Here is a 14593-nt window from a genome sequence, read left to right on the forward strand (position 1 = left end):
TGATGCGATAACTATATAGACTCTTAAACTATGGAAAAAGTTACGATATTCCCCATGTTGTATTCATATGTCACAGATAAATGGTAAAAAAGCAAAAAAAGAGCACAACCCTCCCGGGTCTGCTCTCTGCTTGAGATGCTTATATAATGATTAAATTATTTTCTTTAATTTAGCTTCTTGTTCAATCGATCGCGCTGAGAGCAGTTCAATAATCCTGTGTTGTTGCTCTTGCACATTTTCCAAACGCTTCACGATTTCGTTGGTTTCCAGCACGGCTTGTTTAATTTGAGATTGTTCTAATTCTAATCTGTCTAGTCTTGAATCAATACCATCTAATCGAGAATCAATGCCAATAAGTAGTGGTGATAATTCTGCCTTAAGTATAGCGGTAAGTGCGTCTTTCAAATCGTTATCCAATACATCGCTCTCCCTTCTTCTAATAAAACAGAACTTACCTAGTATTCATCATAACATAATTCCCTATGAATTAGCATCAGATGACATATACATATAGTACCACCATTATTAACAAAAGGATACAAAAATATTTACAATAGCAAATCATATGTTGGCGAAATGCAAAACAAAAAGCCGCCCATGAAGGACGGCCTCTCTCTATTAATGCTTAAGCTCTAACGCTTGCGTTCTCAATGATTCTGCTTTATCTGTACGCTCCCAAGGAACATCTAGATCGTTACGGCCGAAGTGACCATAAGCTGCAGTTTGACGGTAGATTGGACGACGAAGATCAAGCTCTTTAATAATACCCGCTGGGCGAAGGTCAAAGTTACTGTGGATCAGCTCAACAAGCTTTTCTTCACTCACTTTAGCCGTACCGAATGTATCTACAGCAATAGATACAGGACGAGCAACACCAATCGCGTATGCCAATTGAACTTCACATTTCTCAGCAAGGCCAGCTGCTACGATATTCTTCGCAACATAACGCGCCGCGTAAGCACCGGAACGGTCAACTTTTGTCGGATCTTTACCGGAGAATGCGCCGCCGCCATGACGAGCATAACCACCGTACGTATCAACGATAATTTTACGACCTGTAAGACCTGCATCCCCTTGAGGTCCGCCGATAACGAAACGACCAGTTGGGTTGATGAAGTAGTTCGTCTTCTCATCCAGCAAGTGTGCTGGAACGATTGGAAGAATAACATGTTCTTTAATATCTTTTTGGATTTGCTCCAAAGTTGTGTTCTCATCATGCTGTGTGGATACAACGATTGCATCTACACGAACAGGTTTATCATCGATGTACTCAACAGTTACTTGAGTTTTACCATCTGGACGCAAGTATGGAAGAGTGCCGTTCTTACGAACTTCTGTCAATCGACGAGCCAATTGGTGAGAAATAGAAATCGGAAGAGGCATAAGCTCAGGCGTCTCATTTACTGCAAAACCGAACATCAAGCCTTGGTCACCAGCACCAATTGCTTCGATTTCTTCATCAGACATGTTACCTTCTCTTGCTTCAAGGGCTCTATCTACACCTTGTGCAATGTCAGGGGATTGCTCGTTCAACGAAACGAGAACCGCACATGTTTGGGAATCGAAACCGTATTTAGCGCGTGTGTAACCAATCTCTTTAATCGTTTGTCTTGCGATAGCTTGAATATCTACATATTCAGACTTCGACGTGATTTCACCAATTACCAAAACCAAACCAGTTGCTACAGATACCTCACATGCTACACGAGCATTCGGATCATTAGCTAGAAATGCATCCAATACCGAGTCAGAAATTTGGTCACAAATTTTATCTGGATGACCTTCTGTTACGGATTCGGATGTAAATAAACGACGTCCACGAACTTGAGCCATATTATTCATCCTCCTACAATACAATTAGTATGTTTGAAAAGCTTCTACTCGATGCCTCTATGATAAAAAAAGTGGGCCCGGCTTTAGCGGAGCTTTTCTCGCCAAACGGAATCCCTCTTTTGCGCTCATGCGCTGACAAGATCTTTGAATTCCGCACTGGTACAAATAGATAAATCATAAATAAAGACAATACATGATTAAAGACAATACATGATTAAAGACAACATTAAAATGAACCTTCCCCTATCGGAAAAGGTTAAATTGAATATTGACCTTCAATTATCCATCCTACTTTATTTGTCGTGTAATGTCAATTTATAATTTTTATTTTGTAATGAAAAAGAGGTCAGCAATAGCTGGCCTCTCTTTCATTTTTATAATAAATAATGATTACAGAGTAAATAACGTTTCTTCGGCTCGTTGGATTAATCGCTGCGTTATGCGCCCGCCTACAGCGCCTGCATCCCTGGAGGTGATGTGTCCCCAGTAGTCTTTTTTCATAGAATTTGAAGGAATAGAACCAAGTTCACCCGCAAATTCTGTATCTGCATTGGCAGACATCGAATTGCCTACTGGGAGACCCAACTCAGCAGCAATTTCGTATTTCAAGATATCTAAAGCTTTTTTCGATTCTGGAACCACTTTACTTCTAGCCATACTCAAACGCCTCCTTAGAGTTTTTGTTCAGAACATGCACTCGATAAGCAGTTACCCGATCAATGGGGTACGTTAATAGTATGGCTAGAATCAGCTCCATGAACCGAATAAGAAGTTGTCATTTTGGGTAAAATTATGGAGTAAACATTTATTGTGGAACTTTACTACCATCGGCATTTAAAATCAAAAATCCACCACGTACCATGACATATATGGACGTGTCATTTTTTGGCGAAGGCTTAATACCGCGGCCCTCCGTTGGGAAAATCAAAAGATGATTCAGCGCGACTTCCGTCCCCGCTGGCAGATCCTTGCCTCCCGTTACATCCGGGATGCCGTTCTCATCGTTGCTCACGGCTAGAACTTTGCCGCTTCGCACGATAAATTCCGCGCCAGCGCCGGCATACAAGGTTTGTCCATTTTCCAATTGGACAACTTTCATATTGGCCGCTGCCGTAGGGGTAGTGCTCGTGCCTCCGTTGCTCCCGCCAGCATTCGCTGCGATCGCGGAGGCCACAATCTCTTTCACCTTTGCTTCGCTTAAGGTGTGCAGTTCGAAGTAGCTTTGGGTGATCACCGGGTCGGTTGTGCCGGGTGATGGGGCATCAGCGAAAGATGTCGATGATATTAGCCAAAATACTAAGATACATGAAATCAATACAAACAATTTTGATTTTAACATTATCATTTGTGCCCCGTTTCTCTTAAACTTTAAGTATATATATCTTCAAAAAAAAATAAAGGAGACCACAAGGGCCCCCTTTATTTAATAACTTCTAATACAATTATTTTACAAATGTAGTAGCAGAGAAGCCTGCTGCTGATGTAGCAACCAACTCAAAGCTTGTAACACTCGATCCAATTGTAAGATTACCGTATTGATCTACAGTAACAGTGTTATTTGTTGCAGCACTAGCGTTAACGTTTTTAACTGTGAATACTACACCGAACAGGTAGTTATACTTTTGAGCATCAAGACCCTCGTATGTGATTCCGTAGTTATCAGTTGTTTTAACATTTGCTAGGATAAATGCGTTTGGTGTAGCATTTGCTTCAACAATTGTTCTTGTGCTATTACCCACAGCAACTTTAGTGGAAGTAATAAGGTCATCTTTAACGTTTACTGTTACAGTTTGCAGCAAAGATTCACCCTTGTTAGTTTCGAACAACACGTTCAATGTTGCTGTTCCTTTTTTATTACCAATTACAAATCCTTTTTTAGCGGAAGCATCAAGTCCTGTAACAGCAACTATTGGGTTAGAAGATGTAATGGATTTAATTACTTTTGGCAATGCAACTGTGTTACCTGCTGCATCCAATGCTTTTACTGTTACTTCACGTGCAAGCTTAGAAGTACTAGCTGTTTCTTGTGTAAGAACTTCAAGAGTATCATTAGCACCTAGACCATAAGTAGCTTTTTGTACAGATGCAGTATCAACAGCGTTAATCAAATCAGCAACTGTATTTACGCTATAAGTCAAGTTGTCAGCAGAAGTGAGTGAGTCAATTCTCTTAGTAACCGTGTTTGAAACATCCGTCCACTCACCAGTTTTGATACTTTTTTGAACAACTGCACTAATTTCTGCTTTATCATTTGCAGCAAGATTAGCACTCGCTACAAATTTATGCTCTTGATTAAAGATATCTTTAACATCTGAACCACTGTAATCAGCACTTAATGGGAAATTAGCTGCTGGTGTAGATTTGTTGTTCCAAGCTTTAACTTCTACGCCTTGAACAGTTGTTACGTGTACACGGTATGAAGCAACCTTGTTACTGCCATCTGTTGGAGTTATTGTTGCATTTCCAGCAGCATCAACATTTTTGAAAGTACCAAGATCTTTACCGTATTGATCTTTTACCATGAATTTGAATGCACTCGTAGCATTAGCAATAATTTTTGTAGCTGGAGCAGTAACTACTGTGATTGAGTCTGGGATACGAACATCAGATACAGTATAAGTTTTGCTGATAAAGCTATTTGCATTTACTTCAGTAATAGATGCAGTAACAGATACTACTGATCTTGGTGTATTAGGAATGCCTGTGATTTTGATTTTGCCTTTTTTGTCGCCAGCAGTTTGAAGAACTGCACCAGCACTCAAATGAATACGAGCTGCGTTTGAAGCTTCTACTAATTCATCAACAGTAAGTTGAACGCCATTTGCATCATAAGCAGTTAATGGAATGTAAGCATCATCATCACCTGCTGCGATTACGTCAGTTAGTTCACCTAACTCTAACTTAGTTGCTACTTTACCAGCTTTTACAGCAACTTTAACTGTTGCATTACCAGCTTGATTGTAAACGGAGAAAGTGTACTCACCATTTTTGTCAAGAGATTTGTTTAACGAGATTTTAACGTCTGTGATTTTATCACTGTTCACATCACCAGCAGCACCAATTGTGAATGCAGGCTCGTATCCGTTAAGAATTACACGTGTATTTCCTTGATCAGTTACATCGGAAGCAATTACGTTTCCGTATTGATCATAGTTAACAACATCGAAAGTAACATACTCTCCAGTTGAGGAAAGTGAGTCTTTACCAGATGAGTATTTAACTGGAGTAACTTCCATTTTAGTTGCGAATGGAGCTGTACCAAGTTTGAAGTTTTTGGATACTGTTACGCGTGAATCATTGTTGAAGATATTAACAGGAATTACGCTAAGACCAGATGTATAAGGTGATGGAGCAGGGAGTAAAGTATCCAATTCCAACAACAATTCTCCTGCTTCGTTCTTAGTTAACTTTTTGAATACATCCTGGTTATTACCAGCGTATACAGTATAGTTACCCGCAGATGCAGAAGCTGCTTCACCATATTGGTTGCTTGCTTTCAACTTAACAATTACTGTGTCTGCTAATGCAATTGTATCGTTCGCACCTAAGAAATCAAGTTTTGTAACTTTTTCGTCTTCAGCAGTGAATTTACCTGTTGCGGTCTTAATTGCAGAAGCTTCAAGACCTGCAAGTGTTACAGTGTACTCACCAGCCATCAATTTGCTATCAGTAATAGTCAATGTAGCTGATTTTTTGTCATCAGACCATTTAGTTGTTGTTGCTACTGCAACAGAACCTTTAGTAAGGGCTAGTGTAGCTTTAGTAGTGTCAACATCGCGATCAAGAGTTACAGTTACGGTTTTAACACCAGTTCCTTTAACTTCTTTCACGGATGCAGCAGCAGGTTTGTTGGAATTTTGGAAAGCTACATCAGCTGCATATGAACCAACAACAAGATCAGCACGAGTTGCAGCTTTAGCGCCATCAGTTCCTAAGTCAACACCGTTAGCTTTAGCAACATCTAGGTAACCTTGGTACCAAGGTGTAGTTGTTTTTACGTCAGTTGCTTTACCAAAGCCTTTAACAAGCAATGTAGCAAGTTGACCTAATGTTACGTTATCTTTTGGAGCGAATGAAGTATCAGTCATGCCATCGATGATGCCAGCTTTTTTAGCTGCTTCGATGAAAGGAATTGCCCATGCTTGGGAAGCGTCAGTTCCGTCAACATCTTTGAAAGAAGAAGTTGTTTCAGTACCAACTGTTAGGTTGAAGATTTTCGCAACAAGCTTAGCAGCTTCTGCACGAGTCATGTTACCTTCGATGTCGAATGCAGTTTCGGATTTACCATCCATGAAACCTTTTGCTAGCAATGCGTCAATTTTCGCAAGCAATGCTGCATCTTTACCAGCTAGATCAGCAAAATCTTTGGAAGTTTTAACTGCTGCTTGAGTAGTTACAGCTGTTGGAGTTGTTTCAGCAGCCATTGCTACCGATGCAAACATGGAGAATGCTAGTGTTGCTGTTGCGATTACTTTTAAACTTTTTTTCATAACCTTTTTTTCTCCTCCTTGAATATCTTTGAGTTTTTTATTTAGGTTGGATCTATGATTATTTGAGCTCGTTTCACTCATTCTCAGTTCACCCCCTTTCCAGAGTTAGAGCGTTATATAACTAAGTTCGCGTGTAGCCCTATTGACTACATTGGAAACTAGTAAACTTTAAACAAAAGATAGACACTCACACCAATTTACATTATACATCGGTGGAATAACGTCGTAAAGAGTTATTTTCTAATGAAAATGAGTCGTTAATCACTTTATTTTTGTTTTCATAGTATTAAACGCTGTGTTTCGGAAAAAGTTGCGCTTTTTTTTTATTTTTTTCGATTTTCAAATAATAACAAAAGCACGTGCAGTTCAGCTAATGTATATCTCGTTTTTTACAACTTATAGAAAGCTGCCGCACATCACCTCGTGTATCATTTGATCTATCATGTTCTCTACAAACTTAGTATACGATAACCTATACAACATTTCATTGATAAGTATTTTCCAGATCACCAGCTACGCTTTAATTTTTATCCGTTCTGGCTTCTACTTAATAAACTCATAAGAGACCCTAATGGGTCTCTTATGAGTTTTAAATAATTAGTTATTTACAAATGCACTTACCGTTTGACCATTTGCAGTCGTTGCCGTTAGCTCATAACTAGTTGGTGTTCCGTTTGTATAGGTAATCTCACCATCTTTATCTACGGACACAGATCCAGTTCCTGTAATATGAGTTACACTGAAAGTTATTCCAAACAAGTAGTTGTATTTCTGTGCATCCAAACCTTCGTAAGTTACACCGTAGTTATCTGTTACTTTAACATTTAGAGCTACGAATGCATTTGTTGAAGATCTCGATATTGTTTCATTTTCAAGAGTGATTTTTGTTGCTTGAATCACATCATCTTTCACATTAACGTTCAATGTTTTCATTTCTTGAACGCCTTTGCTTGTTGTATAAGCCACATTTAAGGTTGCTTTTCCTTTATTGTTACCAATAACATATGCTTTGTTCGTGCTTGGATCTACAGCTGCACGGGCAACACTCACGTCTGAAGAGGTAATTGCTTGAATTGTAGATCCTACAGCTACTGAATTACCAGCAGTATCCGTTGCACTTAACTTCACTTCTTTTGCAAATTTACTTGTTACTGGCGATTCTTGATCAGCTACTGTTAGTGTACCTGCTCCGTAATTTGAATCCGCTAAAATATCAGAGTCAATAGCATTGAACAAGTCGCTTACTGCATTCACAGAGTATGCCAATTCATCAGTTGTATTTTCAATCGTTCTTACTTGTTTACTTAATTCTTGCTCTGTTGCCCAGTTATCTGTTGTTTTAACAATTCGCGCTGTAAACTTGGCAGATGCTGTCAGTGTTGGGTTTGCCGCTTTAAATGTAAATCCATCATTGAAATCAACTACATCATCACCTGTATAATCACGGCTTGCTGGAATCGATGATGTGCTATCTACAATATCAACGCCTGTTCCTGTTAATTCTTTTGTTACTACTACTTTGTATTGCGCGACACCAGCTGTTGTTGCAACAGTTACACTTCCATTAGAATCAACATTTTTAAGATCAGTCATTTTCTTACCATATTGATCATAGACAACAAATTTGAACTCACTAGTTGCTCCGCCGATAATTTTTTGCTTTGCTTCAGTAGATACAGACATACGCTCAGGCACACGAACATCGCCAACTGTAATTGTTTTTGTACTTACACTATTCGCATTGGGTTGAGCGATAATCGCCGTTACTGAAAGTACACTTTTAGGTGTTGTAGGGATAGAACTTACTAGGACTTGTCCTTTATGCTCACCAGAAAGTACAAGTGTTGCATTTGAGCTAAGCGTGATTCTTCCTGCATTCTGTGCACTAATAACATCATCTGTACTCAATTTATTGCCAGCTGCATCATAAGCTGTTAATGGTAGGTATGCAGCAGTGTCACCAGCAGCAATGATTTCAGTTGCATCACCAAGTTCCACTTTATTTGCTACCTTGTTTGATTTTAGTGTTATTTTTCCTGTAGCCGAACCAGCTTGGTTATATACACTAAAGTTATACTCAGCATCTTTATCTACGCTTTGGCTCAAGGAAATTTTCATGTCCGCGATATTATCATTGTTGGAATCTGTAATAACTGGAGTCGTTAAGCTTGGCTCATACCCCTCTAATGTAAACCGGATAGCTGTTGCATCATTTGTTGAATAAGGAATCAAGTTACCGTATTGGTCATATTGCAATACATTAACCATTGCATTTTCACCAGTTCCAGAAATATAGCCTTTTCCGTTACTATATGTTACTTCACCAATTTCTAATTTACTTATAAATGGCGCAGTACCCATTTTAAAGTTTTTGGATGCTGTTACATGAGAATCATTGTTATAGATATTAATCGGAATAATGCCAGTACCCGCTTGATATACATCAACGCCACCCGTTTGGATATCTGTTCTTAGATTTAGTAATAGCTCACCTGTAGTTTCATCTTTCTTAAGGCTAACTAATACATCGTTATTGTTACCTGCTGATACTGTGTAGGATGAGGAATTAGCTGAGGCAGCTTCACCGTACTGGTTGGTAGCTTTCAACCTAACAATTACACTGTTCGTACGTGGCAAAGTATCATTTGTATTGATAAAATCAATTTTTTGAACTGTCTCGTTTTCTCCTTTAAAGGAAGCAGATGATTTATCTACATTTGTCGCATCAAGGCCTGATAGAGTTGCTGTGTATTCCCCTTCGGTAACTTTTGTGTCAGTAAGAGTCAACACTACGGACTTCTTATTATCTGCAAACTTAGCTGTTGTTGCTATTTCAACAGCACCTTTTTTCAAAGCAACTGTTGCTTTCGTCGTATCAACTGGTTTATTGAACGTTACTGTTACTTGTTGTACGCCAGTAGCTTTTGCTTCAGTCAAAGATACTTGACCAGCCGGTACGTATTGTTGTTTTGCTTCATAAGCACCAGTTACTAGAAGATCACGAGTTGCATTCGTAATACCACCGAATGTGCCGTCTGCATTGTTAGCAAGAACTTTCAATGCAAGTGCTTCAGCTACATAACCTTGCGCCCAACCAGAAACGGTTTTGTCTGTACCCGTTAATGCTTTAGCTTCTGCGTCTTTACCAAGTACACGAACCAAGAAAGTAGCTAGTTGTTCTTTTGTTACTTTACCAGCCGGGTTGTATTGACCTTCTGCATATCCATCCGTTACGCTAGCTGTTTTCAATGCTTCGATGTAAGGAAGTGCATAACCATTCGCTGGGTCGGTTACACTAACGTCAGTGAAGCTTGATGTTTTAAGATCTTTATTTACTTCAAGACCCATGATCAAAGCTGCTACTTTAGCGAATTGTGCGCGGTTCATTTCTTCTTTAAGACCAAATGTTGTGTCGCTTACGCCATCAAAGATTTCAGCGGAGATCATCGCATCAAACTTTGCTTTTGTTGCTGCGTCAAGGTCTTTCAGATCCGTGAAATCTGCAGATGTTTTACCAAATGCTACGGACGAAAACATGGAAAGAGCCATTGCGGACGTAAGAACTACAGATAGAGTTTTCTTCATAAAGGGTATTTCCTCCTAATATTTTAAGTTTAGTTTTTTTCTATAAAAACTTATAACCAACTGAGCGACTTTTGAAACCTACAACTTGCTTTAAACGGTCTGTTTGATATACTTCCGTGTAGATTTTCGTATGTCATCTCGTCTACAAACTTAGTATACGACACTCTATACTACATTTCATTGCTAAGTATTTTCCAACTGAGTTCCACTCTAGACTTGCTAAGCTCTTCTCAATCTTTACTTTAATAGCAAATAGCAATAAATTAAGAGTACAGTCTATTTGTAAAGGAAATACGACTAGAAACTTAATAGAAACTAAAAGTTAACTGAAGGTTTCCTGAAGTGTAGAGCTTCTTTTTAGAGCAATCCTTTACTTTCAGTTATTCAATTTTCCGCATAGATGCAAAAGACCCAACACCTTGTAGGTATTGGGTCTTTTGCATCTAGATTTTTAAATCAGGTAAAGCCAATAGCATAACTTGCCGTAGTGTTCCATGATTAAGGAACCATCTTCTGTTGCTTCATTACACGATATCCGATTATAGATGCTTGTGCGCGTGTCAGAAGCTCAGTTGGGTCAAATCGCACTGTTTCTTTCTTCTCTCCTGGAAGTAAGGTATTCGGAATGCCTTCGATCAGCCCCGCTTTAGACACCGCCTCAACGGCAGGTCTTGAATAGGACTCGATTCTATCTCCATCCGTGAACGATTTTTGCAAGGAGATCAGGGATTTGTTAAGATCAGTGCTCATTTTCATTTCGGCCGCCCTAGCGATCATTACAGCCGCGTCTTGGCGGGTAATGGATCCGCCTGGATTAAATCGATTACTCGCTTGACCACGAATAATGCCCGCTCTCGCGGCTGTTTCAACATACTTATAGTCGTAGAGCATGCCTATCGCGTTATCAATTTTGAGAACATCCGAAAATGTTGAACTACCCGCGTAGTTCAATGGAAGTTTAAAGATTTTAACCAATACTTGAGCAAACTCGCCACGTGTAATGTAATCATTCGGACCAAATGAGAACGTAGTTTTCGCTCTCATTAAACCTTTGGAGTACAGTGTCTCGAGCTCGTTCCTTGCGAATGAGTGCCCTGTCATATCATCGAAGCTGCGATCCATATACATAACTTGATAGTAGCCGAACTTCCGGAATGGCACTGTGATCGTATTGTTTTTGGTATCTACAACGCCGCCGAGGTTCCTCCAGCCATAGTCTGTCGTATTAGAATAATTCGCATAAATATCATAGAAGAATACAGTGATGTACTTTCCAGCTTCTTGACGAATGGCCTGATCGAACTGTAGCGTCAATTCTCCATCTTGTGTGGGTACAACGATCTCATCGTTTAGACGGTTAAAATAGGCTCTTCCTGAGTTCGTAGTGTCATACGGATCGACACCAGTGCCGTTAAGTCCTTTAGTTAAATCATCAGGTGTTGTTGTAGTTGAATTTGGTGCTGGAATGAAACCTGCATCCATATAGTAGAGATTACTTGCTGGATGGAAGGTATCTTCTACAACTTTGACACTAATTTTAGATTTATAATACCCATTGGGTACAGGAAATAACGATTTATCTACTCGTCCATCATCTATATCCGCGATACCAAATAATATCTTACGTCCTGTTGTAATATACTGATTGTTATTACTATCCGGTACATTTCTCATTAATTTAGTGTCTTTAGGGAAAGACAACTGTAGTCCGTTATTAAAGAGTTTAAACTTAGTATTCATATTTTGAAGCGTAGCTGCACCCTGAACATTGGTATTGGTATTGAAAAGAATAAAACTACCATTCACCTTAGCTCCATTACGATTAATAGTAAACTTAATTTGATTTGCACCAGGTTTCAAGTTAGTAACTTGATATAAATATTGATCCACGGAATTCACTGTACGTTTAGTTGCTTCATTTTTATCGAATAAAACACTATCCGCATTCTCAGCTTCAATAATGATGTTATAAAAATCACTATTGATGTTAGATTGCAGCTCCCCTTTAGGATTCTTGATCAAGAGAGGTTGAACAACCGTGTAAGGAACATTCTGCCTTGTAATAGTAATAGACTTCGTTGCTGTGATATTTGAATTATTGGTGATTCTAAACTCAAAGACAACATCTGAGTCATCCAGCAATTTAAATGCTGTTGTTTTAAAGTTTGTGTCGCTAATTGATGTGAAATAGTCAACTCCATTGGAAGTCACTATTTGCGAATTTAATGTTTGGTCGATTGGAACAATCGAGCTGGAACTACCTATCGTTTGCTGATGGACCAACGCATCTCCTTTGGCATCTTTCGTATGCACAACCAACGTTAAAGCTTTAATAGATGATGCCAATCCATTAGCATTTAAACTTGAATATAATCCATCAAATGATACCGTACGCTGTGTCGTTGTGTATGTATCAGGATCGCTGTTGGCAATAAATTGAGTTCCTGATGTACCACTTTCCACTGGTTTAATAGTTGTAAATTGAGGAGCATCTGTTGAGAATAAATAAATGTCATACGACTGTTCCGTGATAAATACGTTATTGACGTAAATTTTGAACTTCAACGTATTTTTACCTTCAACCATTACCTTTGTAAGATCAGCGTTAAATAAATTCAGTGGTAACGTGAAGGTATTCAATGTTCCTGGAGTAGTTGGTGTAGAAGGAACTTTCCCGAATATCGTTTCAGCAGTTCTAGAATCAAGTGTATACACACTTTCATTCATAGACACTTCTACTTTATTAACCGGCACCGCCGGTGCTGTTACTGGATCTTGATAGAAATTGACAAGTCTACCCGAAATACATGCTTGTGTACCTCCGCATGCTAAATTCGTGATATTCTTGATCGTCATGCTGTTAGAGATATTATTAACCAGCACATAAGGAGCATTGCTTATATTTAACTTATAATCAACTGTGCTGTATCTCGTTGTTCCCGCGTCACTGTAAAGCTCAATACTTAGTTTCTTGTTGCCATCAGTTATGCCTTGAAGTTTAAGATCATATTTATATAATTGTGTAGCGGCATCCAATGTCCCTACAATTGGATTTGCATTAGGATAATAAACGCCATCAATCAGAGCCTTAATTGCAAGTGTTTGGTTATTTGCATACACATGTATATCAGCTGGAAGTTCGTTGACTAGTGTTGCATCACTTAGGCTAAGTTCATTTTCAATTGTTCCATTACTTATAGTTGATCTTTCGATATATGGATGACTCGGATCTACATATTTAAATTTATATTGAGTAATTGCTGGGTTTAGGCTATTCGTAGCATCCCTAAATTTAAATGTTAGAAGTTGCTCATTCGCGGCAACATTAGTAATCGTAGGTATTGCAATCTTTAAATCTTTCACTAAATACTCATTGCTTCGTGACAATGAAGTATTAGTAGTAGCAGAATAGGTAACTAGTGCTACGGTATTCGATCCATCAGTTGCGCTTAAATCAATTGTAGCCACCAAAGATCCATTAATCGCCACATCTACAAAGGGGTATCGTAATGACGTCGCTGTTTCCAAATCGCTTTTGACACTAGCTGTGAACGTCAAAGCGCTTGTTTGGAATGTTGGAATCGTAATTAAGTCTTTTTGCGGTAGTGTGGCTAACGTATCTTGTATTTTCCCGTTAAAAGCAAACGGCTGACCGTTATCGTACCAAAGTTTCTTAACGGCTTGATATTTATTCGTATCATTGCTTGCGATAAAGCTAATAATGTTGTCACCTGGATTCAAACAGAAGCTAGTGACAGATGCACAAGTTGAAGAGGATTTGTTCTTGTCATCCCCAGTGAAATAGAAATAACCATCATTACTTTTGAAGCCTTGTTTAGGCAGACTATCGCCAGTTATTGTAGCTTGAACAGCACTAGCGTTGGACGCCTTCGTTTTAATTTGGATACCTGTTGTCCCTGCTTTCAGAGGACCACGATCAATTGGATAGATCTTTCCTTCTTCCAGTTGAGCGTTATTAACCGTGATATCGGATAGATTGGTCGTTGGCGCATAGTACAACCAACCGGGTGCAGAAGCAATTGCATTAGAATCACCCAGATAAACGACAACTTTATTTAAGCCTTCTGTTAACTGGATATTATCGAATTTCACAAGATTTGTTCCAGCAATAACCGCTTTATTGTTCTTCTCTGTTGTCACAACACCTGAGTTAATATTCGTAATTTCGAAATAGATCGATGGAATCTGTGAATCTGTTACATTTGTTGTCTCTACATTTAATGAAAAAGGTAATTGCGTGATTCGGGTAACTAAGTTGTTATCCTTTGGTTTGACCAAAGATGTGCCGGCATTATCAGTCTCGGTGTAAAGATTCTTAATAACTAGCGTTGAAGCTGCACTCGCTGTCATCGCAGGCATTAAACTAATCATCAATGATATGATCAACAGTATGCTTGCTAGTTTGGTCTGTAATCGTTTCAAAGCAATTTCCTCCTTATGTTATCTAAATGTTATTAGCTGTTTATGTATGGGGCAGGTGTATCACTTTCACTTATCACTTACTAAATTCGACAATCCCTCCTATATCCTTCTACCATTCTACATGATTAGACGTGGTTGAACGCCAAAAGTTGTTGTACATTACTTATCGGTAGATCGCCTTGAAATGTTTAGAGAAAGAACGTTTTTCCTTAAAAATACAAAAAATCCAGCCCCGAAGGCTG

The 14593-nt window shown here is 38.9% G+C and carries 7 protein-coding genes; all 7 read right to left on the bottom strand.

The window, feature by feature from the left end; all coding sequences use genetic code 11:
• Positions 1-150: 150 nt before the first annotated feature.
• The 7 genes from GC096_RS22365 to GC096_RS22395 all read right to left on the bottom strand — a co-directional run bounded on the left by GC096_RS22365 (position 151) and on the right by GC096_RS22395 (position 14351).
• Complete coding sequence (locus GC096_RS22365) at positions 151-417, bottom strand: hypothetical protein (RefSeq protein WP_171633328.1); 267 nt, start codon at positions 415-417, stop codon at positions 151-153.
• Positions 418-618: 201 nt separating this feature from the next.
• Entirely contained in the window at positions 619-1833 is a 1215-nt protein-coding gene (gene metK, locus GC096_RS22370) for a methionine adenosyltransferase (protein WP_171633330.1), read from the bottom strand.
• Positions 1834-2223: 390 nt separating this feature from the next.
• Positions 2224-2490, bottom strand: a complete 267-nt coding sequence (locus GC096_RS22375; RefSeq protein WP_056611585.1) for an alpha/beta-type small acid-soluble spore protein — start codon at positions 2488-2490, stop codon at positions 2224-2226.
• Between the two features lie 148 nt (positions 2491-2638).
• Positions 2639-3172 (bottom strand): hypothetical protein, encoded by a 534-nt coding sequence (locus GC096_RS22380; protein WP_246302893.1) that lies wholly within the window; start codon positions 3170-3172, stop codon positions 2639-2641.
• A 103-nt stretch (positions 3173-3275) separates the two neighbouring features.
• On the bottom strand, positions 3276-6404 hold the full coding sequence (locus GC096_RS22385) for an S-layer homology domain-containing protein (RefSeq protein ID WP_171633332.1): 3129 nt from the start codon (positions 6402-6404) through the stop codon (positions 3276-3278).
• Positions 6405-6920: 516 nt separating this feature from the next.
• Positions 6921-9908, bottom strand: a complete 2988-nt coding sequence (locus tag GC096_RS22390) for an S-layer homology domain-containing protein (protein ID WP_171633333.1) — start codon at positions 9906-9908, stop codon at positions 6921-6923.
• 498 nt (positions 9909-10406) lie between these two features.
• Positions 10407-14351, bottom strand: a complete 3945-nt coding sequence (locus tag GC096_RS22395) for an S-layer homology domain-containing protein (RefSeq protein WP_171633334.1) — start codon at positions 14349-14351, stop codon at positions 10407-10409.
• Positions 14352-14593: the final 242 nt, after the last annotated feature.

This window comes from Paenibacillus plantarum, assembly GCF_013141695.1.
Classification (GTDB): domain Bacteria; phylum Bacillota; class Bacilli; order Paenibacillales; family NBRC-103111; genus Paenibacillus_E; species Paenibacillus_E plantarum.

Coding starts and splice junctions, on each gene's coding strand:
- GC096_RS22375 (WP_056611585.1), bottom strand. CDS start 2,490: ATGGCTAGAAGTAAAGTGGTTCCAGAATCGAAAAAAGCTTTAGATATC.
- GC096_RS22380 (WP_246302893.1), bottom strand. CDS start 3,172: ATGTTAAAATCAAAATTGTTTGTATTGATTTCATGTATCTTAGTATTT.
- metK (WP_171633330.1), bottom strand. CDS start 1,833: ATGGCTCAAGTTCGTGGACGTCGTTTATTTACATCCGAATCCGTAACA.
- GC096_RS22390 (WP_171633333.1), bottom strand. CDS start 9,908: ATGAAGAAAACTCTATCTGTAGTTCTTACGTCCGCAATGGCTCTTTCC.
- GC096_RS22385 (WP_171633332.1), bottom strand. CDS start 6,404: ATGAGTGAAACGAGCTCAAATAATCATAGATCCAACCTAAATAAAAAA.